This is a genomic window from Rhodococcus sovatensis, assembly GCF_037327425.1.
Taxonomy (GTDB): Bacteria; Actinomycetota; Actinomycetes; order Mycobacteriales; family Mycobacteriaceae; genus Rhodococcoides; species Rhodococcoides sovatense.
Genome location: NZ_CP147846.1, coordinates 4,111,457 through 4,133,401 on the forward strand (window position 1 = coordinate 4,111,457; position 21,945 = coordinate 4,133,401).

Consider the following 21,945-nt stretch of genomic DNA (forward strand, 5'->3'; position numbering starts at 1 on the left):
GTGAGGGATTGTCAACCCGGCAGGTAGGAAACCTGCAACTGGACTAAACTGCCCCAGTGCCGAGCCCGTCCGAAAACCACGTCCGTTCACCTTCTGGCCAACCGAATATGAGATAACCACCGTCACGCGTACTGACGTTCCACTTGCATTTCGGTGCTATACGAGAAGAAGGACACCCGGTTGTCTGTGCAATCACAATCGGATTCGACAGGCACGCAGCGCTCCGCTGCGGTGCCCGCCGAATTCTTGCGATCCGAGCGCGCTCCCCAGGAGCGGACGCTCATCGATGTCCTGCGCTCGACCACCTCTCGCTTCCCCGATTCCCCGGCAATCGACGACGGCACGGTCTCGGTCACCTACCGTGAGCTACTGGAGGACATCGACGAGGGTGCGCAGTGGCTGGCCCGAGCGGGAGTGCGCCGCGGCGACCGCGTCGGAATCAGGATGCCGTCGGGTTCCTTCTCGCTCTACGTCGCGATTCTGTCGATACTCAACGCCGGTGCCGCCTATGTACCTGTCGACGCGGACGACCCGGACGAGCGCGCCGAACTGGTCTTCGGCGATGCCAAGGTCACCGCAGTCGTGACGGCCGGTGGTATCGCCGCAGGCACGGCCGACAAGCAGGACACCCCGGCCCCCGACACTCTCACAACGCCGAGTCCCGACGACGACGCCTGGGTCATCTTCACGTCCGGCTCGACCGGCACCCCGAAGGGAGTCGCCGTCAGCCACCGCAACGCAGCGGCGTTCGTCGACGCCGAAGCCTCGATGTTCATGCAGGACGATCCACTCGGACCTGGCGACCGCGTATTGGCGGGCCTGTCGGTGGCATTCGATGCCTCGTGTGAGGAGATGTGGCTGGCCTGGCGCCACGGCGCGTGTCTCGTCCCGGCCCCTCGGGCTCTCGTTCGAAGCGGATTCGACCTCGGGCCGTGGCTGGTCTCGCGGGACATCACCGTCGTCTCGACGGTCCCCACCCTTGCAGCGCTGTGGCCAGCGGTCGCCCTCGAAGCAGTACGTCTGCTGATCTTCGGCGGTGAAGCCTGCCCACCCGAGTTGGCCGAGCGCCTGGCCGTCGACGGCCGCGAAGTCTGGAACACCTACGGGCCGACGGAAGCGACCGTGGTCGCCTGCGCGTCGATCATGGACGGCAAGGGTCCGGTTCGGATCGGCCTTCCACTCGACGGCTGGGATCTCGCCGTCGTCGACGCGTCGGGAAATCCCGTCGCAGTCGGGGAGGTCGGCGAACTGGTCATCGGCGGCGTCGGGCTCGCGCGCTACCTGGATCCGGCCAAGGACGCCGAGAAATACGCCCCGATGCCGACGCTGGGCTGGGACCGGGCGTACCGCAGCGGCGATCTCGTCCGGCTCGAACTCGAGGGTCTGCTCTTCCAGGGCCGCGCCGACGATCAGATCAAGCTGGGCGGCCGACGCATCGAGCTCGGCGAGATCGACAACGCGCTGCAGGCATTACCCGGCGTCGGCGGAGCCGCAGCAGCCGTCCGAAAGACCGGCGCGGGCAACTCCGTCCTCGTCGGCTACCTCGCCAGCACCGACCCCAATTTCGATCTCGATGCGGCGCGGAAGATTCTGGCCGAGCAACTGCCGTCGGCTCTCGTCCCTCGACTCGCGCTCGTCGAGGAGATGCCGACGCGAACCTCCGGCAAAGTCGACCGCAACGCCTTGCCGTGGCCGCTCCCCGGCACCAGCGAGACGTCGGATCTGAGTGGTACGGCAGGCTGGGTCGCCGAACTGTGGACCAACATTCTCGGCGCCCAGGTCTCCGACGAGAATGCCGACTTCTTCCAGAACGGTGGCGGTTCCCTGTCCGCTGCCCAGCTCGTGACGGCACTGCGCGAACGGTTCCCGGAGATCACCGTCGCGCAGCTCTACGACCACCCCCGGCTGGGATCTCTCGCCCGCTATCTCGACGAGTTGAAGCCGCCCGTGGAGGTCGTACCCCGCGACGTCGAGCCGACGTCCCGTACAGCTCAGTGGACGCAGATTGCCGCAACCGTTCCACTGACCACGTTGACGGGGCTGCAGTGGATCACATGGGTGGGAATCCTGTTCAACGTGATGTCGTGGTTCGCCGACGTGCCCTGGGCACCGACGCTGTCCTGGTGGTGGGTTCTTATCGCGTTCCTGCTGTTCATCACACCGGTCGGCCGCATGGCGATCTCCGTCGTCGGTTCCCGTCTGCTGCTGGCAGGCCTGAAGCCCGGTGCCTACCGCCGAGGCGGAAGCGCCCACATTCGCCTGTGGACAGCGACGCGTCTCACCGACGCCAGCGGGGCGTCGAACCTGTCCGGAGCACCGTGGATGGTCTACTACGCCCGAGCACTCGGCGCGAAGATCGGCAAGGGCGTCGACCTGCACACTTTGCCCCCGGTGACCGGCATGCTCGAACTCGGCGACGGTTGTTCCGTCGAACCCGAGGTCGATCTCACCGGCCATTGGATCGACGGCGACATCGTCTACATCGGTGCCATCAAGATCGGCGCGGGCGCAACCGTCGGCGCCAGGTCGACGCTGCTTCCCGGGACATCCGTCGGCAAGAACGCGGTCGTGAGTGCAGGCTCAGCCGTCGTCGGACGTGTGAAAGCCGGTCAGCTGTGGGCGGGATCCCCCGCCACCAAGGTCGGCAAAGCCGAGCATCCGTGGCCCGAACACGCTCCCCCGCGGGCCACCCACTGGGTGTTCGCATACGGCGTCGCATCGTTGTTCCTCTCGGGCATGGCGATCTTCTCCCTCGGAGTTTCGCTGGTGCTGATGGGCTGGTGGCTGCACACGGCGACGACACTCCTCGGCGCCATCGGACGCGCCGCGATCATGTTGCCGGTCGCGACACTCGTCTCACTCGGAACATTCGCGCTGATCACACTGGTCGCGGTCCGTCTGCTGAGCATCGGTCTCACCGCGGGCTATCACCCGGTGCGTAGTCGGATCGGGTGGCAGGTGTGGGCCACCGAGCGTTTGATGGACTCGGCCCGCACGTTCCTGTTCCCGCTCTACGCCTCCCTGCTGACCCCGCACTGGCTGCGGGCGCTCGGTGCGAAGATCGGCAAGGACGTCGAGGCGTCGACGGTGCTGATGATCCCCAAGTTCACCACCGTCGCCGACGGCGCGTTCCTGGCCGACGACACCATGGTTGCGAGCTACGAACTCGGCGGCGGATGGATGCACCTCGGCGACGCCAAGGTGGGCAAGCGGGCATTTCTCGGCAACTCCGGCATGACCGGACCCGGTCGAACCGTCCCCAAGAACGGGCTCGTCGCCGTGCTGTCGGCGACGCCGGACAAAGCGAAGTCGGGTTCCTCGTGGCTCGGTAGTCCGCCAGTGCGGTTGCGGCGGTCCGCGGGGCGCGCCGATTCCTCTCGCACCTTCGATCCATCCATGAAGCTCAAATTGGCCCGGTCGTTCGTCGAGACCTGCCGTCTAATTCCAGTGATGGTGACGTTCGGCATCGGGCTCGGGGTGCTGTTCGGATTGACCGCGCTGGCCGAGGAGTTCGGGTACTGGCTCGCCGCGCTGCTCAGTGGCGTCGTGCTGCTCGTGGCGGGGGCGGTCGCTGCAGCTGTTTCGGCCGCGGCGAAATGGGCGTGGGTCGGCCGGATCGACAAGGTCGAACACCCACTGTGGAGCTCGTTCGTGTGGCGCAACGAGGTCGCGGACACATTCGTCGAGACCGTCGCCGCGCCGTGGTTCGCCCGTGCCGCCGAGGGAACAGCCGTGCTTAACATGTGGTTGCGCTGGCTGGGAGCCGACATCGGCCGCGGCGTGTGGTGCGAAACGTACTGGCTTCCCGAGGCGGATCTGGTGACGCTCGAAGATGGCGCAACGGTGAACAGAGGGTGCGTTGTGCAGACGCACTTGTTCCATGATCGGATTATGTCCATGGACAGCGTCACACTCGGTCGGGGAGCAACTCTCGGTCAGCACTGCGTCGCGCTACCTGCCGCCGGTATCGGCGAAGGCGCGACCGTCGGACCTGCGTCTCTCGTGATGCGCGGCGACACCGTGCCGGCGCACACTCGTTGGCAGGGCAATCCGATCGCACCGTGGGCGAAGGGCGACCCGTATGCACGCATCGTGGCCGCTCAGGACAGCCTATGAAATTCGGTGGCTCCAAACTTGTGACTCCGGTGTTCGATCTCGATCGTTCCGACGCGCCGATCGACGAGTACCTCCCACAGAACGGCAATCGCGGATACCGCGTGTCCCGGTACGAACTCGATCTCGAATACAAGGTCGAGAGCAACCGGCTCGCAGGCAAAGCGAAGATCACCGCGGTCACCACGGCCACCATCGCGAAGTTCTCCTTCGATCTCGGGCCTGCGCTCCGTGTGGCGAAGGTATCGGTCAACGGATCTCGTTCGGTCAAGTTCAGTCAGCAGCGAGGCAAGCTCAAGATCACTCCCGCGAAACCCATCGCATCCGGTGCTGCCCTCGTCGTCACGATCCAATACAGCGGAACTCCGAAGCCGATCCACGGGTTCTGGGGCGAGGTCGGGTGGGACGAACTGACCGAAGGATCGATCGTCGCCAGTCAGCCGAACGGCGCGGCGTCGTGGTTTCCATGCGACGACCACCCGGTCTCCAAAGCTAGCTACGGCATCACCATCACCACCGATTCGCCCTACTACGCCGTCGCCAACGGGACGTTGGTGCGCAAGCAGACACGCGCCAGCCGCACGACATGGGTGTACGAGCAGCCCGAGCCGATGGCGACGTACCTCGCAACCATCCAGATCGGCCCCTACAGCCAGCACACCACCTCTGCAGGACCGGTCGTCATGAAAGCAGTTCTGCCGCATCGGCTTCGGCAGAATTTCGACCACGACTTCGGCCGTCAGACCGAGATGATGAGCACGTTCACGCGCCTCTTCGGCCCCTACCCGTTCGCGGCCTATACCGTCGTGATCACCGACGACGATCTCGAAATCCCCGTCGAGGCACAGGGTTTGTCGATCTTCGGCGCCAACCACTGTTCCGGTACGCGGTACTTCGAACGGCTCGTCGCGCATGAGCTGGCACACCAGTGGTTCGGCAACAGTCTGACGCTCGGCAGGTGGAAGGACATCTGGCTGCACGAGGGCTTCGCCTGCTACTCCGAATGGATCTGGGCCGAGAACTCCGGCGGCAGCTCGGCGCGGGACAAGGCGCGACGCGTACACACGATGCAGCGAGGCCTCCCCCGAGACCTGGTTCTCGGAGATCCCGGCCCTGCCAAGTTGTTCGACGATCGCGTCTACAAGCGCGGAGCACTGACGCTGCACGCGCTACGCACGATGATCGGCGACGAGAAATTCTTCGGGCTGATCCAGGAATGGACGTCGGAATACCGGTACTCCACCGTCAGCACTGCGGACTTCACGGATCTGGCATCACGGTACGGCTGTCCTCGCACTCTGTGGGACGAGTGGCTGAACTCCACCCAGCTGCCGGCATTGCCGTAGGGCTCAGCTGAGCTCAGCCCCTTCGGCGGGCAGGTGGGAAGTCGAGCGGGTACGAACGAACACCCAGCAGATCGCGGCAAACACGGCACCGACCACGAAGATCGCCGGATAGGTGACGACGCCCGGCCACGTCTCCGTCAGCGCCGACAGGATCGCCGGAATCGCAAAGCCGAGGTAGGTCAGCGAGTAGAAGACAGCGGTGAGCCCCGCGAGGTCGTCGGGGCCCGCGATCCGTTGCACCTCTTGTAATCCCGAAACCAACGCCATGCCGTAGCCGCACCCGAGAACAGCGGCGGCGATCAATGCGGCGGCGATGGTGAGAACCGACGCCGCCCACGCCGCGAGCAGCATGCCCACGACGAGAATCGTCAATGCGACGAGGGCACCGCGCGCTGCATCGGGAGTGTCGATTCTGCGTCCGACGGCCTGAATCGCAAAGCCGGCACCGAGTGCGATGACGGACATCAACGCGGACAACGCAATCGGGTGACCACCGCTTCGGTCGGCCATCAGCGAGGGCAGCACGGCGTACGCGACGCTGGCCGCGCCGAACACCCACGGTGCGAGCGGGACGACGACTGCCAGAAAGCGCCGGTGCGTCGCGGCTGGAATCTTCAAGTCGTCGACCAGCGGGGCGCGCATCGCACGGGGCACCGCGCTGCGTGTCTCGGACACGGCGATCATGCCGACACCCGCGACGATGCAGATGCTGACGTGCACCACGTAGGCAAGATGAGTCGGCCACGGCGCCCACTGAGCGAGAATTCCCGCGACACCGGCGCCGAGTGCGAATCCTGCAGTTAGGCTCATCGCCTGGCGACGGGCCCCTGCCCCCGGGGCGCTCTGCGGATCCAACGCGGATAGTTCCTTGATCCAACTACCGCCGACCGCCATGCCGATCCCGAGGGCGACGCCACTGAGAACGCGTCCACCGAACAGAATGCCCGCCGTGTCTGCCCCGAGCGCGATGAGGATCGACCCGGCGGCGGCCACCGCCGTCGCGGGCAACATGATCGGACGCCTACCGACTCGATCGGACAAGGATCCGCAGATCAGCAGAGCCGGAACGATTCCAATGACGTACGCGAACAAGAACATGTCCACCGCAACGGCTGAGAACCCATGTTCGAGGCGGTACATCACCAGCAAAGGAGTGAACTCGTTTCCACCCCATGCCACCGCGAACAACCCGGCTGCAACCAGAATCCACTGCCGGGTTTTCGTCTCGATCGACGCCGTGAGTGTCATCTCGTGCCCCTGTCGTTCAGTCCGTGCGTTCGACGCATGTGCGCGTCGACGGCGGTCGCAAATCCGTCCACGTCGGCCGCCTCGATCGAGTCCGCCAGTACGCGATGCTCGTCGACGATCCGCGAGAGCTGATCCGGATCTCGCTCGAGCGAATGCGTCGTCATCCGTCGCTGTCGCTCGCGGAGTCCGTCGTAGAACGCATCGAGCAACGGGTTGCCGCCTGCCCGCACGATGAGACGGTGGAAATCGGCGTCGGCCGCGCTGAACTCCGCCCTCGTTCCGGTGGCTGCGATCTGGCCTTGTCGTTCGAGGTTGGCCCTCAACTGGACGACCAGGTGCTCGCGGATTCGCTCGTCGGCTGCGAAGGCGCGGACACTACCGGTTTCGACGAGCCACCGCGCGGAGACCACATGCTCTGCCTCGCCGGGCGCGATGGACACGACCAGCGCGCCACGTTTGGGATAGAGCCGCATCCAGCCTTCGACCTGCAGGCGGAGGAACGCCTCACGGACGGGTGTTCGGCTCATCTCCATGCGGCCGGCGATGTCGCCCTCGCTGACCAGCTCACCACCTGGGAGTTCGCCCGTGACGATCATTTCCTTGACCGTCACATAGGCCTGCTCGGATGCTGAATACGACTTGGACACGACATAGATACTAGATGGCGCACTGTCGGGGCGACCACCGTGGGGTGTCCTGCAGTTAGGTCACGGCGCCCAGTACTTCGTAGCCAGCTGGTCGACCAGCGGGTCGTCGTCGGCCACCTCGTCGAGCGCAGCGAGGTCATCCCTGATTGCGACGAAGCGAGGGTCGTCACCCTCGGCCACTTCGGCATCGGTGCCGCCGTCGCCGTCGAGCTGCTCGAGCATCTTCGCGCGCACGCGGACCTTCAGGGGATCGCTCATTCGTCGTCACCCTTCTTGAACACGCGACGCGCCGTCGGGATCAACACCACCAGCGCGCCTACCAGAACCACTACCGAGAACACTTCGAGCCACACGGTCTACTCCTCTCTTTCAGGGGGCCAGCCAACTACCAGCGGGGAAGTTCCTGAGCACAGTGAACGCAAGAACGACGACAGCCCCGGACACGACGATCCATCGCGACGGAGCCCGGAGCCTGCGACCCCTCACCCAGAGGACCCATGCGATCACTCCGACGCCGAGAAGTACCACGGCAAGCACATTCGACGACGCGGCAGACCCGAGATCTCCTCGAACTAGATCCCCGAAAGCCCTCGTCGCTCCACATCCAGGACACCAGAGCCCGGTCAGCGCATGAAACGGACACGGAAGATACGTCGAGGTACGCGGGTCGCGCACGTAGAGCGTCGCCCCTGCTGCCATCGCCAGCGCTGCGACAGCGAGAGGCGCAGCACGAGCCCTACGCGGCGCGGCGACGACCATCGGCCCACGATATCGCGATCGCCCGAACCGCGCTCGAAAGAAACCGAAAGTACGTTCGGTGCCGTTCTCGCGGGCCGTATATCGAATAGCGCGTTCGATTTCAGAGACCTTTCGGTTTGTTGACCGAAAGCAATTTCCCGAATACCGTGCTCGACCATGGCAACACCCACGCTGTCGGCAATCGTGCCCGTGTACAACGAGGAAAACTACATCGGAGAATGCCTCGCGGCGCTACTGGCTCAAGCGGACGAAATCTCGGAAATAATTGTAGTGGACAACGGTTCGACCGATTCGACGCTTCGCATTGTCGAGAAATTCGTAAATCGGTCACCCAAAGTCGAGATATTGCACGAAACACGACGAGGTGTCGCGTATGCCCGAAATGCCGGATTCGATGCTGCCACCTCCGAAATACTTGGTCGCGTGGACGCCGACAGCCGCGTCAGCCCAGGCTGGGCACGCTCCGTCAAAGACTTCCTAGGACGCGAGGACACCGCTGATGTCGGCGCGGTCAGCGGCCTCAACAATTCCTACGACTCACCGTTTCGTTCCCTGAAGGGCTGGTTCGTTCGCAAACAAATCCAGCGCGGAGTCTTCGGCGGCGAGCGCAGAATAAAGAATCTCCATGGTGCAAACATGGCAATTCGAAAGTCCGTGTGGAATACGGTGTCCGATTCGGTCAGCGTCGCATCCGATATTCACGAGGATCTCGACCTAGCACTCACCCTCGTTCGCCGAAATGTCGAAATAGCACAATTGACCGAAATGCACGTCGACATTTCCCCGAGGCGCGCCCTCACTCCGCCCATCGAATTCTCCAAATACATAGATTCAGGCAGGAAGACACTCGAACTGCACGGAAAGTCGACCAAGCGCACCGCTCGTGCGTTGCGGATCCACTGGGCGTTCCACATCCTGCTCTTCGTTCTGCATCGTCCCTACGATCCGAGTACCGGCAGATACTCCCTTCGCCACCTGCGTCGACCGGAGCGGGCGCGCGGACTGCCGATCGACGTCACGGTCTAACCCTCGGACGCGTGGTCGTAGTAGCCGACGATTCCCTTCGCACCGAAGACCGCATATTCGGCCTGACCGCTCGTCGTTTCGGCGCTCTCGACGAGCCCGCGCAGAACCGAGGTGACCACGCGGTCGAGGATGTGCCAACGCTCGGCGGCGTCGACCGTGCCCTGCACGGCAGTCTCGTCGAAGTCTCTGCCGACACGGGCATCGAGCGAGGCCAACTCGTCGAACACGCCTCGATCGACGACCACGATGTCCGCTTGGTTCTCGAGTACGACCCGCACCGCCCACCTGATCTCGTCGACATGATTCCCCAGCCACAGGCGTCGGCGATGCACGACACCGAGGGACGGCCAGCGCTTTCGCGCGGCCTGGCGACTCTTGCCGGTGACGGTGGCCAGGTCGGCCAGACTCGCACCCAACCACATCGCCGTCGACGCCGCAGCCTCGGTCGATGCCGCAGCCTGCCGGATGACGCGTTCCTCCTCCACGAGAGCGTGCCGAAGCGCGCACAGGGCATCATGGCGGCGACGCCGTTCATCACCGACATCGGTGGACTTGTCCCCTGGATCGAGTTCTGACAACTTTTGGTTCACAGCAGTGAACCTAGCGTGTAAACCGATGGTTTACAACCATCTGGGTCAGGGAAGAACGATCACACTCCCGATCATGTCGGGATGCGGCGTGCAGTGATAGCTGTAGGTCCCTGGCTCGGTGAACGTACGTGTGAAGGTGCTGGACACCATCAATGGACTACGGAACGAGCGGTCGTCGGCCACGACATCGTGGGCCATACCGCCGTCGTCGAACAGCCAGGTCACCGTCTCCCCGACCGAGACCGTGATCTCCGAAGGCGAATACGAGCGATCGGCGACGATCACCTGGTTCGGCACAGGTGGGGCCGCCGGCTCCGGGGCAACGTCCGACGAACACCCGACCATCGTCGAAAAAACAAGAACTGCACCCAGCATGGCGAACGGTGATCTCACCCGTTCTACGTTACGGACCGGCGTGTTCGGCGGCCTGCGCGTCCCCTTCCGCCTTGGCTTGCGCTGCAGTCCTCTGGGTGAACTTCACGGCACCGACCAGCAACACGATCGGGATGACCCAGTTGCACAGCAGATCGATAGTGCGGGCGCCGCTGGCTTCGGCCTCACCGATCGGATCGAGGACTCCCGCGACGAAGTGCGAGGCAGCCATGACGAGCAACACGACTCCCCATCCCGCGCTGATCTTCCGATTGGTCGCGTGGAATCGCGGGGAATCCCAGAATTCCTTGGGCACGCTCTCCCGTGCATATTGCTCGGTGAACGGGACGGTGAAGGCAGACACAAGCATCACCCCGCCGAGGATGAGTGTGGTCCCACCACGTGCAAAGTTGGCGAGGAACTCGTCGACGTCATGGCCTGCGATGAACCCGACCGCCGCGATGGCAGCGAACGTCACCACTCCGGCGATATCGAGGAGTTTCACTCCACTGCCGCGTTGGTAGAACGCGACCGCGATCGCTGCAACTGCCGACAAGGTCGCAGCGAGGGCGACCTGGTTGTCGCCGAGCCTGGCAGTGAGGATCGAAAACAGAAACCACGGCACCAAGCCGAGAACCATCTGACCGAACTTCATGGCAGGTCACACTGCCTGCTTTGCGTGCTACACGCTCGCCGATCGTGATATTTCACCCGCCGAGGGTGGGGCATTGCATGCGACCGGAAGCGACAACAGGTGCCGACTCATGAGCTCGGGTAACATCACGGCCGAATCGTTCGACCGAGAGGCACCAATTTCATGACGTCACACCGTGCCCGTACCAGCGCCGCTGCGTTGGCGACACTGCTGATCGTCCTTGCGACGGCAATTCTCGGCGCTACATCCGCGCAGGCACGGCCCACACAGTTCGCTCCGGCCGGTCAGATCAGTCCGACCATCGGATTCGACCCGGCAGCGGTCATCGAGTGGCGGTTGGACCAGTCGATCATCAACCAGCCCATCTTCGTGCGCACCGACCCCTACTTCCCGGGCCTCACCGACTTCTCCCTCAACAATTGGTGCAACTGCGCCATCAACTGGTTCAACCACACCACCGGCGAAGGGGGCGTCGCGTTCCCAGGGCCGTTGCCCGCCGGCCCGATCCGAACCGGCTCGGGCGACGTCTCCGCCTGGACCGATATCCCCGGCGGGTTCACGCTCATCCGCGGTGTGGGCAATTGGTGGGTCCCCTAGTCTGGTGGGTCTCTAGAGCGTGTCTCTTAAATTGGGTCCGTTTTCGTTTTCATCGCCGGGCGGTGGTTGTGGTTGCGGGAGTGCAGAACTGCCGCGCACAGGACAACGCCCCCGAGGAATGTCATGGCGTACTTGTCATATCGAGTGGCCACACCACGCCACTGTTTGAGCCGCCCGAAGCCACGCTCGACGGTGTTGCGGTGCTTGTACATCGTCGGATCGAAACCCGGTGGACGACCACCGGCGGACCCCTTGTCGGCCCGTCGCTGCTTCTGGTCGCTGCGCTCGGGAATGGTGTGTTTGATCTTGCGGCGACGCAGTTCGGTGCGGGTACTGGGATGGGTGTACGCCTTGTCGGCGAGCAATCGGTAGTCCTGGTCCCCACCGGCAGCTCGGTGGGCATCGAGCAACGGCACCAACTGTGGATTGTCCCCGGCTTGCCCACCGGTCAGCAGCATCGTCACCGGCGAGCACGTCAGGTCGGTCAGTGCATGGATCTTCGTGGTGAATCCTCCGCGAGATCGACCCAACGCGTGGTCAGCGGGTTCGTCGACGGATTTCTTGTAATTCGACAAGGCCCCCTGTGAGAGTGTCGGCTCGCGCACCGGCCGCATGCTGATGCGCCCGGACGCTGGTCGAGTCGATCGAGAGCACCGCCCCGATATCGCCGTCGAGTTCTTCCGGGTCGAGACCGAACACCTCGGCCACCGCGGCAAGCATCTCGTCGTAGGTGCCATCGAAGGACCATCGGTGGTGGCGTTTCCACACCGTCTGCCACGGACCGAAGTCCTCCGGCAGATCTCGCCACGGACACCCGGTACGGAATCGGTATGCGATGCCCTCCAGAATTCGCCGGTGCTCGGCGAACCGCCGCCCACGTTTTCCCACGTCGGTGGGTATCACTGGCTCGACGATCTCCCAGAACTCGTCACTGATCACTCCCACGCGCGTCATCGAAATATCATCGCTGACAGCACCTCTCAAATTTGGGAGACACGCTCTAGTCGTTCCCTATAGGAGCTCCTGACCCAGAAATCCGCCCTCGGGCACACCCGCCGGGATCGCGAACACCGCCGAACCGATCGGCGTCGTCCACTCGTTGAGCGCGTCGTGCTCGTCGAGCCGTTGCTGCACCGGCAGGAACTGGGTCCCGATATCACGCTGAAATGCAGCGAAGATCAGCCCCGAGTTGCTTGTTGCTCCACCCGCTGCGGGCTCGTCGTAGTTGTACGCCCGCCGAAAGAACTGTTCACCGGCATGGGTGTGGCGTGCTCGAGCGATGTGCGACGCAGGCGAGATCACCGGAATTCCGAACCGATCCGTGGCGTCGAAATCTGCATCGTCGTGCTCGAACTGCCCGGTGAGCGGCGCACCGGTATCCAACTTGCGCCCGACTGCGAATTCTCTTCCACCACGATCCAATTCGTCCCAGGTATCGAGTTCGACTGCGATTCGACGAACGACCATCGTTGTTCCCCCGTCTCGATTCCAGACGAGAGAGTCGAAGTCGACCGCGGGGTCGGGATTGACGGTGCCGTCGACCTGCCCCATGAGGTTGCGCATCGTGGTCCCCGATTTCTGCGTACCTCGCGCCGAGCGGAAGCCCCGCTGAACCCATCGGATCGACGCCATGGTTCTGACATTCTTCGTCAGCACCCGCACCGCATGTGCGACGGCAAGAGGGTCGTCGGCGCAGACCTGCAACAGCACATCGCCGTCGCTCCACTGGGTTTCGAGTCGATCGATTCCGAACGGAGGCAATCCCTCGACCGGCGAAGGCGTACCGGCAGCGGTGAATGCCCCCGGCCCGAGACCTACCGTGATCGTCAGAGCCGAAGGCTCCGCGGCCAGTTCAGGTTCCGTATCCGCCAGCGCCGGTTGTCCCTGCGTCAACCGCGCAGCATCCGTCGTCCAGATCTTCAGAGCGGAGATCAACTGATCCCGTCCGGCACCGTCGCGCAGGTCCAGCGCGACGAACATACCGTGAGCCTGAGGGGGCGTCGCGATCCCTGCTTGGTGTACTCCGTAGAACGACAACGACTCTCGACCGAATACCGGCTCCTCCGGCTCTCGCGTGTATCCGTAGGCCACTCCCGCAGCACCGAGGGCAGCGACGCCTCCTGCGAGGAGGCGTCGCCGACTGATCTCCGTGCCGCGCTGTGGGACCGAGCTACCCACCGTAGTTTTCTTCTGCGCCCGCGAACTCGCGCACCTGTGCGGTGAACGTCGAGGAGGAACCGTCCTCGAACGTCAGCGTGATATCGGTGTCGACACCGGGAGTGAGCGGTGACGTCACGTCCATCAACATGAGGTGATCACCGCCTGCCTGCAGGATCTTCGTTTGCTCGGCAGCAACGGTGAAACCGCCCTCCTTGGGTTTCATCACCATCGAACCATCTGCAGCACTTACTATCTCGTGTAGTTCCATCATCGTGGATACAGGAGATGCCGCCGATACCACCCGTACCTGCGTATCACCGGTGTTCTGGATCTCGGCGAAGGCCGAGGTCATTCCGGTGTCGGTGGCCTTGACCCACGCTTCTCTCACGGTCACCGAATCTGCCTCTGTGCTCGGCGTTTCAGTGCTACAACCCGCCAACAAGGCGAGTGACGACAGGGCGATGAGGGTTGTTGTGAGTATCTTCATGATGATTTCTCCGATGTACGAGTGCGATGCCGAAGGCCGATCACGGCGTCGATGAGAAGGAATGCGAGAAGGCTGATCCCGAGCAGCGGCACGAACCAGCCGACCACCGCAGTGCCGGCCGCGAGCAACGCGATCTGCCAGGCGGGCATGCGGCGCATCGCCCCGCGCGAAGGCAAGTGCCCCTTGGGGCGCCGTTGCCACCACATCAGGTACCCGCGCACGATGACGCTGACCAGGGCGACGGCAAGGAGTGCCAGAGCGATCTGGTTCGCGAGGCCGAACAGGATCCCCATGTGCAGGGTGATGCCCCACGCTGCGAGTTTCGCGGCCAACGGCCAGTCGGAGAACCAGTTGCTGTCGACGATGGTGTTGGTGCTTGCGTCCACAGCTACGGAACTCGTCGAGAACACCCAGGGCTGCCTGGTCTGCGAGACGACGAACGCCGTGTCGGCTGCGGCGGGAACAGTCACTTCGACGGCCCCGTCGATCCCGGCTGCGCGGGCAGTGCCGAGGACGGAGTCCAGGCGTCCGATTCCGGCGTCGACCACACCGTCCTCGGCCGACATCGCCGACATGTCGTGTCCGCCGTGATCACCGGCTGCCGGCGCCGCACTGCCGCTGATGGAGGAACTCACCGACGGGGTCGTCCAGCTCAGCGAGGTTCGGAGCTCGCTGATGTTCTCGCCTGCATACTTGGACCAGGTGAGGCCGGTCGCCGACAGGAAAATCAATCCGACTGCGATCCAGATCCCAACGCCACCATGCCAGTTGCGTGTCCGCGCGCGACCGGTAACAGACCTGTCGACTGTGAGTAGCCGGCCTCCGCGGCGATACCGGCGCACCCACAGGACGACACCGCCCAGTGCGACGATCCACATCCACGAGGCGGCGAGCTCACTGTAGATGCGTCCCGGTTCACCGAGGTGCAGGTGTCGGTGGAAGCCGCTGATCCACGTGCGCATCGGAAGTGCGCCACTGCTGCCGTACACGACGGATTCGCCGACCGATTCCGCTGTGACCGGGTCGATGAATACTGCTCGTCGTTCGGATTCGCCCAACGACGGATCGGTGAACATGACGCGAGTGGTGTCGCCTGGCTCAGCGGCGGGCCGCACCGCCTGGACCGTCAGATCGGGTCTGACCTGTGCCGCGGCGTCGACCTGTTCGGCGACCGAGACGGTCGGTCCGGTCGAATCGGTGTGCAGTAGGTCTGAATAGAGGATGTTCTCGGCCGTAGGCGCGAGTGCGTAGAGGCCTCCGCTGAGTGCGGCGATGAGAATGAACGGTGCGATGAAGATTCCCGCATAGAAATGGAGCCGCATCACCAGGGACGGTGGAGGCGGAGAAGGATCGGACGCCGACGGCCCGATTTTGGGCACGACTGTGTCGGTTGTGGACATGGGTGTACTCGATTCGTCTGAAGTTTTCGAAAATCGCTCGGCGGTTACGGCTCCGCCGTAGTGGCACGGTTAAGTGCGCTGGAGTGCACTTAACCGTGCCACTGGGGGCGGAGCCCCCATCACCGAGAGATGAGGAAGGAGAATTCAGACGGGGCAGGGAGGCCCGCGAGTACCTGACCCCGAGCACACCAGCAGTCGGAGAACAACTTTCGGTCGGTAGTCCGTCTGAATCGCACGCTCGGTGTCCGACACCGGCAGTACGACACCGAGGACAGGAAGAATCCGTCGCAGTACGGACAGTGCATGGCCGTAGCCGACAACGGCGCCGCGGATGAGTATTGCGCACAGCACCGTCGCGCACGCGTGCGCCGCCAGCATGGAGGGCGTGAGGTTCGTGTCGTGGTGGTGTTCGCTCGCGATGGTGAGAATCGCGTGCCCGAGAACCTGACCCAGGGCGAGAACGAACACGGTGGGGACTCGGTCACCCAGAATCGTCACGGCGCCGCCGACAGCCGCACTGACGACCACCAGCAGCACGATCGCCGATTCGCTCGGCATCATGACACCGCCGCCGATACCGTGCGCAGCGATACTCAACGCGCCGGACGCAGCACCGACGAAGGCGCCACGTATCCGTGCGCGAGCGTCGGGCCCGGTAGTCATGCAGATACCTTAGACGACTACTACAGGAGCTAGTAGCGAGCTGCGGCTTCGAGGCCGCGCAGCCGGTCCGACGGTGAGCGACGCGGACAACTCGTGCACTTGTCCGCCCCTTCCGTGAGGTACAACAGACAGCACGAGCAGCGACGCGTGAATCTTCGGCCGCCGACGTCGACGAAACGAGGAGCCGGAAGGGGCGCAGTCATTCGTTCGACCAGCTGTTCGGCAAACGCACTGCCGAGCGATCGGTCACCCAAGGCAGCCCCGACGTCCAGACTTCGGTTCGCAATCGAATCCCCTCCAATGGCCCACAGCGCGCGCGAGCGAGCTCCCGATGCAGCCGACAGCGCGCCGATGATGCCGGTGAACGCCGAGTTCAATTTCTCCGGCATCAGCTCCGCATCGATCGTCCGATCCGTCATCACACCGCCGAGGTAGCCGTTCGAGCGCAGGAAGCATCGAGCGCCCTCGAGGGACGGGTCGGCCGCCTCCCCGGTGACCATGACGGTCGCGACGGCCACGAACGCCAACGTCGAACTGGCCGAGTACCACCACAGCGTTCCGTTCACGCGCGCATCGGCACAGTTCCAGCGTCTCCCCGTCTCGACAACTCGCGCTCGCATCCAGTCGGGATCGAGCATCGACGACGATGGGAGGTCGAACGGCCCCTGCAGATACTCCTCCAGACCCGGCACCCTCTTCGCTGCCTCCGCGTAGATCGTCATGCCAGCCCGTGAATATCTATGACGGGACGCGGATGCGAGCGCACGCTCGCACGGATTCCGAACACGTCTGCAAGCAGCCGATCGGTGAGGATCCGGGTGGTCTCCCCGGAGGCGACGACGCGGCCGGCGTCGAGCACGGCCAGCGACGTGCAGTACTCGACGGCCAGACGCAGATCGTGCACGGTGACGATGATGGCGAGCCCGTCCGCGGCCAGATCCCGGACGGCGTTCATCACGACGAGCTGATGCCGCAGGTCCAGATGGTTCGTCGGTTCGTCGAGCAGCAGGATCCGAGGTTGCTGGGCCAGCGCCCGAGCGATGGAGACGCGCTGGCGCTCGCCGCCCGACAACGAACCGACGTCGCGGTCGGCGAGATCCGTCAAGTCGACCCGGTTCAACGCGTCCGTCACGAGGTCGTCGTCGGTCGCACTCCCCGAGGAGAACCAACCACGGTGCGGTACCCGGCCGAGCGCAACGGATTCTCGAACCGTCAGTCCCACCGACGCTTCGGGCTCCTGAGTCCCGACGCCCACCGTCCGCGCAAGTTCCGATCGGGCGATGGAGTGGGCATCGCTACCGTCGACGAACACAGTGCCCGCTGTCGGCGTCAGCGCGCGGTAGCAGCATCGTAGCGCCGTGGTCTTGCCCGAACCATTGGGTCCGACGAGCCCCAGTATTTCTCCTGGCTGCACGTTGAAGTTTATGCCGTGCAGCACTTCTCGACTACCGAGGCGCGCTTTCACGTCGAGCACCGAGAGCGTCATCGCCCAACCTTCCCGTATTGCCGGTAGAGCATGAAGACGAAGATCGGTGCACCGACGAGCGCCGTGACGACACCGACCGGCACCTCGGTACTGCGCGCGATCGACCGGGCGAGGGTGTCGGCGCCGACCAGCGCGATCGCCCCGAGCAGCGCGGCGACCGGCAGTAATCTCAGTGCCCTGGTACCGACAATGTACCCCGCCAGATGCGGAACGAGCAGTCCGACGAATCCTATTCCGCCACCGACGGATACAGCAGCGCCCGCCAGCATCGAGACTGCGAGAAGCTGGATCACACGGAAGCGTCGCACATTCAGCCCGAGTGCTGCGGCACCGTCGTCGCCGGTCTTGAGAAGGTCCAATCTCGGCGCTCCGATCAGCAAGGCCGTTCCGATCACCAGCAACGCCACCGTAGGAAACGTCAGTGTCGACCATCGCGCATCCCCGAATCCACCAGCGAGCCAGTGCAACACGCCGCTCAACGTGTGCTCGTCCGCGAACACCAGAAGCGTGAAGGTGATCAGCGCCGAGAACACGCTTCCCAGCGCGACGCCGACCAGAACGATCGCCGTCGACTGCGGGTATCGACCGCCGATGAGCAACGCCAGGAACAGCGGAATCATCGCCCCGATGAACGCCGCAGTCGGGATCGTGAAGGCGCCGAGCGTCCCGGCGCCGATTCCGAGTGTCATCACCAGGACGACGCCGAAGCCCGCGCCCGAGGACACTCCGAGCAGGTACGGGTCGGCCAGCGGATTGCGGGTCACTGCCTGCGCGACGCCACCGGCGATTGCCAAGGACGCGCCGACGACGGCGGCGGTCAACGTCCGCGGCAGTCGAGATTCGACGACGATCACTGCGCGCGCCTCGGTCCACCACGATTCGAAGGCCCCCGGCATGAGGCGATGCACGACGATCGCCCACACGTCGCCGATAGGGATGCGCACGGACCCGAAGGACACCGCCGCGGCGATCGCGACCAGCAACACGGCGGTCAGCACCACCACGATCATCCCGAACCCCACTCGCGAACGCCGTCGCACCTGGGGTTTCGCCGGTGCGGTTCTGGTCGGTGCCAGGGTCGACATCAGGACTGGAACCGATCCGGATGAAGGCTGCGAGCGATGGTCTCGACGCTCGTCACCAACCGTGGGCTTTCGAAGAAGTCATCGAGCGGAACGACGATGAAGTTGTTCTGTCGCACAGCAGGAGTCGTCGCTGCGATGGGCTGGTTCTTCAGAAAGTCGATCTTCTCTTGTGCGGACGTATCGCCGTAGTCGAGAACGACGATGGCCTGAGGTGAGCGTTCACCGACGATCTCCCACGTCGTATCCAGGTACGGCCGTTCACCTTCGGGGAAGATGTTGGCCGCGCCTGCGTGATCGGCGATCAGCTGCCCGACGCCGACACCGCCGATCGTCATCGGTACGTCTTGACCGGAGTCGTAGAAGAAGGTCGGGGTCGGAGTGACCCTGACCAGCTCGCCGGCGACCGCGTCCAAGCCGTCGATGACCCCCTCAGTAAGCGTGTCCGCGGCCTCCTGGACTCCGAGGACGTCGCCGAGCTGGGAGAAGTCGTTCTCGAGCATCCCGATGTCCGGGAATCCGGAACCGCAGTACTCCGAGAACAGGAACGTCGGTATTCCCAGCTCGGCGAACGTCTGCCGCGATCGCCCTTCCTTGTCGTCGAACGCGCTGCGCATACCGCCGACCACGAGGTCCGGTTCGAGATCGAGAATCTGCTCCTTGGTGGGGTACTCGTCGGCAAGTCCTTCGATCTTCGCGAAAGCCTCGGCGGTCTCGGCCGTGGGCGTGGCGTTGCGGTAGCCCATCCCGACGATCCGATCCGCGACGCCCATCTGGATGAGGACTTCGGTGACGTGGTCGTTCATCGAAACGATGCGTCGAGGTGGTGCGTCGAACTCTGCTGTGACGTCGCAGTTGGTGATCGACACGGGTTCCGCGAACTGGGACACCGGGGGCGCTGCGTCGGCTGTGTCGCCGCGGGAACAGCCCGCAAGGACGAGAGCGGTTCCGATCGCCACAGCGCAGACGACGGAGAGGGTGGAGCGTGACATGAGTACCTCACTTGGAGCTCAGAGCCACGAAATGAGAGTCGTGTGCGCAGCAGAAAACGGCCACGCGCTGGACTGCCGATTCGTAGACCACGACGAATAGGTGTCGCACACACAGCCGCTGGGTAATCGGGCTCGCCGGCTCCGCCTAAGAGTCGGCCCACCGTTGCGGGTCAGCGCCGGATTTCGACCGGCTTCCCCCTGCGACTGGCTAGCTTGGTGCTTCGCTCAGCAGTATGCACTGAGGAACTCAGGCCCGTGTGAGCGCCTCCCCCATCGTGCGATTCAAAGTGCCGAGCGATCGGACCGCACTGCGGACCGGACCTGGCGTCGTAGCCGAGGTCAGCATGACGTCGGAGGCGGACGTATCGGTGAGCTTCTCCGGCGGCTCGACGTGCTCGCCTGCGAGGGCCCGTTTGACCTCTACGATGGTCGCCTTGGTGACGTCGGCGGCTTCCCGAAGCGCCTGCGAGGTCTCCTCGGACGGCCTGCTCGACGGTTCGCCCCGGGAGGCGCCGACGCCGGCGCGGGCGAGCGCGTGCGACGACCGATTGCTGACGGTCATGATCCGCATCAACCGCTTGACTCCTCGGCGTGTCCGCGTCGTCGGACCCATCTCCAGCGGCTTGCCCGCAGTGACAACGTCTTTGAGCGCGTTGTCGAGCTTGCGCATGTCGGCCACCAGGTCGGTCCGCGTACCCGGTTCGACGACCGATCCGATACTGGTGTCGATGATGTCGATCATGAGGTCGAGATAGTCGTCGATCTTGTCGACCATCGTCGTTCTGGTTCCCGTGGAGAAGATGAAGTACGCCGAGGCGATTCCGACGAGCCCACCCGCTGCCGTTTCGTAGATCCGCAGTTCGAGAACCTCGATGCTGAAGGTGCCGAGCAGTCCGTACAGCATGGCGAGCATGACGGTGATGAAGAACGACAACAACGCATACGCGACCGTGACGAGGTAGAACGCGAAGAACACGCAGACCACGAGCAGAAGAAGTTGCAGCGGCTGATTGTTTCCGACCAACGCCGCCAGCAGAACTCCCGCAACTACTCCCGCGATGGTCCCTACGACGCGATGGCCCGCACGCGAGAGGATTTCACCTCGCGTCGATGCACCGGTGAACACAAGGAAAGCCGTCAACACCGCCCAGTACCACCGGTCGGGCGAGATGATCTCACCGAGAACCGTTGCAGCGCTGGTTGCGACTGCGACTTGGATCGCAGCCTTCGTACTCGGATTCAACCCGGTCGGTTCGTCGTCGACCTTCTCGGGCTTCTCCTGAGGTACGGGCGCAGACTTCAGCGCATTGCTGGTGATGCGATGAATAGCGATGTGTGCCTGTACTGCTCGCATCGCGACCGCAGTTGCGATGCCGGCCTGAGTGGATGGATCCGCCCTGTCGGCCGCGGCAGCGGCGAGGCGTCGGGCAGCCCGCAATTGGTCTTCGGACGGATTGTTCTGCAGACAGGAACCGAGTGCTGTCGTGGCCTGCCCCAGCGAATCCGGCCACGGGTCCTTCGGGTCGAGTGCCCACAGCGCACTGACGAGTTGTTCGGTGGCGATCTGCGCGTCGAAGATGCGAACGGACAGATCGTCGTTCGTGACGCTGAGTAGTTGAGCTGCATCGTTGCGGTCGAGCCAGTCGTCGATCATCAGGGCCGTGCTGCCGAGTTTGTCGAGTCTCTTGCGCAACAGGTCCAGATTCCGATCACCCCTGTTCGACGCCACCTCGAGCACGTCGATCGACGCGGCTCGCAACGCCCGGACCAGACGCTTCACTTCGAGCCCCGGTCGATCGGGAAGAATCACCGTGCGCACCAGAATCGACAACGCGACCCCACACACGATCGACACGGCAAGCATCGGAATCTGTCCCGGCTCGGCGCGGAGAAACAGCGCGAAGAAGTAACAGATGAACGCGACCATGCCGAGCGCGGTGCCGCGTGGGCCGTAGCGCCGCACCCACACGGCAGCGAAGAGGACGACGATGAATCCGACGTCGGCCACCTTCCCGAACTGTGACAGTACCGCCGACAACGACACGGCCGCGATGGCCGGGAAGACCAGGAGCATCGACGTGATCACGCGGCTGCGCTGGTCCTTGTCCTTGACCGCCGCCGAGGCTTGCATCGCGACGACCGTTCCCAGCAACGCGATGGTCAGCGGTTGGCCGACGAGATGTGCGCCGGGCAGCAGGACAGCCATTGCGAGTACGACGGTGATCGTGGTGGTGGATGCAGATCGAAGTCGCAGCCGACCGGGGTCGGACACCGCGAAGAAGCGGAGCGTCTCCTGAACGAACCGAGCAGCCATCGCTCGAG

20 protein-coding genes, 1 pseudogene and 1 riboswitch are annotated in these 21,945 nt (G+C 64.1%); of the genes and pseudogenes, 4 read left to right on the plus strand and 17 right to left on the minus strand.

What is annotated here, in order from left to right; translation table 11 throughout:
* The first annotated feature begins 180 nt into the window (after positions 1-180).
* Together WDS16_RS19155 and WDS16_RS19160 are read left to right on the plus strand one after the other, a co-directional pair.
* Complete coding sequence (locus tag WDS16_RS19155) at positions 181-4,116, plus strand: Pls/PosA family non-ribosomal peptide synthetase (RefSeq protein WP_338886842.1); 3,936 nt, start codon at positions 181-183, stop codon at positions 4,114-4,116.
* The gene (locus tag WDS16_RS19160; RefSeq protein ID WP_338886844.1) at positions 4,113-5,459 is read left to right on the plus strand and encodes a M1 family metallopeptidase; all 1,347 of its coding nucleotides are present in this window, start codon (positions 4,113-4,115) and stop codon (positions 5,457-5,459) included. The genes WDS16_RS19155 and WDS16_RS19160 overlap by 4 nt, the downstream gene beginning before the upstream one ends.
* A gap of 3 nt (positions 5,460-5,462) precedes the next feature.
* Here the strand turns inward: WDS16_RS19160 and WDS16_RS19165 are convergent, their stop codons facing one another.
* The 4 genes from WDS16_RS19165 to WDS16_RS19180 form a co-directional block, all read right to left on the minus strand.
* Positions 5,463-6,707: an MFS transporter gene (locus WDS16_RS19165; protein ID WP_338886846.1), complete on the minus strand. Its 1,245-nt coding sequence runs from the start codon at positions 6,705-6,707 to the stop codon at positions 5,463-5,465.
* Positions 6,704-7,354, minus strand: coding sequence for a GntR family transcriptional regulator (locus WDS16_RS19170; protein ID WP_338886847.1), 651 nt, complete (start codon positions 7,352-7,354; stop codon positions 6,704-6,706). The genes WDS16_RS19165 and WDS16_RS19170 overlap by 4 nt, the downstream gene beginning before the upstream one ends.
* A gap of 60 nt (positions 7,355-7,414) precedes the next feature.
* The gene (locus tag WDS16_RS19175) at positions 7,415-7,612 is read right to left on the minus strand and encodes a hypothetical protein (protein ID WP_338886848.1); all 198 of its coding nucleotides are present in this window, start codon (positions 7,610-7,612) and stop codon (positions 7,415-7,417) included.
* Positions 7,613-7,723: 111 nt separating this feature from the next.
* The gene (locus WDS16_RS19180) at positions 7,724-8,113 is read right to left on the minus strand and encodes a DUF2752 domain-containing protein (RefSeq protein ID WP_338886849.1); all 390 of its coding nucleotides are present in this window, start codon (positions 8,111-8,113) and stop codon (positions 7,724-7,726) included.
* Positions 8,114-8,269: 156 nt separating this feature from the next.
* On the opposite strand from WDS16_RS19180, the gene WDS16_RS19185 reads away from it, so the two are divergent.
* Positions 8,270-9,139 (plus strand): glycosyltransferase family 2 protein, encoded by an 870-nt coding sequence (locus WDS16_RS19185; RefSeq protein ID WP_338886850.1) that lies wholly within the window; start codon positions 8,270-8,272, stop codon positions 9,137-9,139.
* On the opposite strand, the gene WDS16_RS19190 is transcribed toward WDS16_RS19185, so the two are convergent.
* From WDS16_RS19190 to WDS16_RS19200, 3 genes are read right to left on the minus strand one after another with little or no spacing between them, the layout of a single operon-like run.
* A complete protein-coding gene (locus WDS16_RS19190; protein WP_338886852.1) occupies positions 9,136-9,729 on the minus strand; it encodes a hypothetical protein in 594 nt (197 codons plus the stop codon). The genes WDS16_RS19185 and WDS16_RS19190 overlap by 4 nt on opposite strands.
* A gap of 45 nt (positions 9,730-9,774) precedes the next feature.
* Positions 9,775-10,122 (minus strand): plastocyanin/azurin family copper-binding protein, encoded by a 348-nt coding sequence (locus WDS16_RS19195; RefSeq protein WP_338886853.1) that lies wholly within the window; start codon positions 10,120-10,122, stop codon positions 9,775-9,777.
* Positions 10,123-10,132: 10 nt separating this feature from the next.
* Complete coding sequence (locus WDS16_RS19200; RefSeq protein WP_338886855.1) at positions 10,133-10,756, minus strand: hypothetical protein; 624 nt, start codon at positions 10,754-10,756, stop codon at positions 10,133-10,135.
* A gap of 162 nt (positions 10,757-10,918) precedes the next feature.
* On the opposite strand from WDS16_RS19200, the gene WDS16_RS19205 reads away from it, so the two are divergent.
* Positions 10,919-11,353, plus strand: coding sequence for a hypothetical protein (locus WDS16_RS19205; protein ID WP_338886857.1), 435 nt, complete (start codon positions 10,919-10,921; stop codon positions 11,351-11,353).
* A 26-nt stretch (positions 11,354-11,379) separates the two neighbouring features.
* Here the strand turns inward: WDS16_RS19205 and WDS16_RS19210 are convergent.
* The 10 genes and pseudogenes from WDS16_RS19210 to WDS16_RS19255 all read right to left on the minus strand — a co-directional run bounded on the left by WDS16_RS19210 (position 11,380) and on the right by WDS16_RS19255 (position 21,937).
* Positions 11,380-12,307, minus strand: a pseudogene (locus tag WDS16_RS19210) (IS5 family transposase).
* A gap of 57 nt (positions 12,308-12,364) precedes the next feature.
* Positions 12,365-13,531 carry a Dyp-type peroxidase gene (locus WDS16_RS19215; protein WP_338886859.1) on the minus strand — a complete coding sequence of 389 codons (1,167 nt, stop codon included), beginning with the start codon at positions 13,529-13,531 and terminating at the stop codon, positions 12,365-12,367.
* Positions 13,524-14,000: a copper chaperone PCu(A)C gene (locus WDS16_RS19220; protein ID WP_338886860.1), complete on the minus strand. Its 477-nt coding sequence runs from the start codon at positions 13,998-14,000 to the stop codon at positions 13,524-13,526. Before WDS16_RS19220 ends, WDS16_RS19215 begins: the two co-directional genes overlap by 8 nt.
* Positions 13,997-15,400 (minus strand): PepSY domain-containing protein, encoded by a 1,404-nt coding sequence (locus WDS16_RS19225; RefSeq protein ID WP_338886862.1) that lies wholly within the window; start codon positions 15,398-15,400, stop codon positions 13,997-13,999. The genes WDS16_RS19220 and WDS16_RS19225 overlap by 4 nt, the downstream gene beginning before the upstream one ends.
* Positions 15,401-15,544: 144 nt before the next feature.
* Complete coding sequence (locus WDS16_RS19230; RefSeq protein ID WP_338886864.1) at positions 15,545-16,063, minus strand: hypothetical protein; 519 nt, start codon at positions 16,061-16,063, stop codon at positions 15,545-15,547.
* A 29-nt stretch (positions 16,064-16,092) separates the two neighbouring features.
* Positions 16,093-16,785: a (2Fe-2S)-binding protein gene (locus tag WDS16_RS19235; protein ID WP_338886866.1), complete on the minus strand. Its 693-nt coding sequence runs from the start codon at positions 16,783-16,785 to the stop codon at positions 16,093-16,095.
* Positions 16,782-17,549: an ABC transporter ATP-binding protein gene (locus WDS16_RS19240; protein ID WP_338886868.1), complete on the minus strand. Its 768-nt coding sequence runs from the start codon at positions 17,547-17,549 to the stop codon at positions 16,782-16,784. The genes WDS16_RS19235 and WDS16_RS19240 overlap by 4 nt, the downstream gene beginning before the upstream one ends.
* Positions 17,546-18,559, minus strand: coding sequence for a FecCD family ABC transporter permease (locus WDS16_RS19245; protein ID WP_422395845.1), 1,014 nt, complete (start codon positions 18,557-18,559; stop codon positions 17,546-17,548). Before WDS16_RS19245 ends, WDS16_RS19240 begins: the two co-directional genes overlap by 4 nt.
* Before the next feature lie 74 nt (positions 18,560-18,633).
* Positions 18,634-19,623: an ABC transporter substrate-binding protein gene (locus WDS16_RS19250; RefSeq protein ID WP_338886872.1), complete on the minus strand. Its 990-nt coding sequence runs from the start codon at positions 19,621-19,623 to the stop codon at positions 18,634-18,636.
* A 100-nt stretch (positions 19,624-19,723) separates the two neighbouring features.
* A riboswitch (cobalamin riboswitch) is annotated at positions 19,724-19,868 on the minus strand.
* Between the two features lie 2 nt (positions 19,869-19,870).
* On the minus strand, positions 19,871-21,937 hold the full coding sequence (locus tag WDS16_RS19255; RefSeq protein ID WP_338886874.1) for an FUSC family protein: 2,067 nt from the start codon (positions 21,935-21,937) through the stop codon (positions 19,871-19,873).
* Positions 21,938-21,945: the final 8 nt, after the last annotated feature.

Excerpts from the sequence above, each read along its gene's own strand:
- WDS16_RS19225 (WP_338886862.1), bottom strand. The coding sequence starts at position 15,400 with ATGTCCACAACCGACACAGTCGTGCCCAAAATCGGGCCGTCGGCGTCC.
- WDS16_RS19175 (WP_338886848.1), bottom strand. The coding sequence starts at position 7,612 with ATGAGCGATCCCCTGAAGGTCCGCGTGCGCGCGAAGATGCTCGAGCAG.
- WDS16_RS19235 (WP_338886866.1), bottom strand. The coding sequence starts at position 16,785 with ATGACGATCTACGCGGAGGCAGCGAAGAGGGTGCCGGGTCTGGAGGAG.
- WDS16_RS19200 (WP_338886855.1), bottom strand. The coding sequence starts at position 10,756 with ATGAAGTTCGGTCAGATGGTTCTCGGCTTGGTGCCGTGGTTTCTGTTT.
- WDS16_RS19240 (WP_338886868.1), bottom strand. The coding sequence starts at position 17,549 with ATGACGCTCTCGGTGCTCGACGTGAAAGCGCGCCTCGGTAGTCGAGAA.
- WDS16_RS19220 (WP_338886860.1), bottom strand. The coding sequence starts at position 14,000 with ATGAAGATACTCACAACAACCCTCATCGCCCTGTCGTCACTCGCCTTG.
- WDS16_RS19160 (WP_338886844.1), top strand. The coding sequence starts at position 4,113 with ATGAAATTCGGTGGCTCCAAACTTGTGACTCCGGTGTTCGATCTCGAT.
- WDS16_RS19255 (WP_338886874.1), bottom strand. The coding sequence starts at position 21,937 with ATGGCTGCTCGGTTCGTTCAGGAGACGCTCCGCTTCTTCGCGGTGTCC.
- WDS16_RS19185 (WP_338886850.1), top strand. The coding sequence starts at position 8,270 with ATGGCAACACCCACGCTGTCGGCAATCGTGCCCGTGTACAACGAGGAA.
- WDS16_RS19245 (WP_422395845.1), bottom strand. The coding sequence starts at position 18,559 with ATGATCGTGGTGGTGCTGACCGCCGTGTTGCTGGTCGCGATCGCCGCG.
- WDS16_RS19230 (WP_338886864.1), bottom strand. The coding sequence starts at position 16,063 with ATGACTACCGGGCCCGACGCTCGCGCACGGATACGTGGCGCCTTCGTC.
- WDS16_RS19205 (WP_338886857.1), top strand. The coding sequence starts at position 10,919 with ATGACGTCACACCGTGCCCGTACCAGCGCCGCTGCGTTGGCGACACTG.
- WDS16_RS19165 (WP_338886846.1), bottom strand. The coding sequence starts at position 6,707 with ATGACACTCACGGCGTCGATCGAGACGAAAACCCGGCAGTGGATTCTG.
- WDS16_RS19180 (WP_338886849.1), bottom strand. The coding sequence starts at position 8,113 with ATGGTCGTCGCCGCGCCGCGTAGGGCTCGTGCTGCGCCTCTCGCTGTC.
- WDS16_RS19250 (WP_338886872.1), bottom strand. The coding sequence starts at position 19,623 with ATGTCACGCTCCACCCTCTCCGTCGTCTGCGCTGTGGCGATCGGAACC.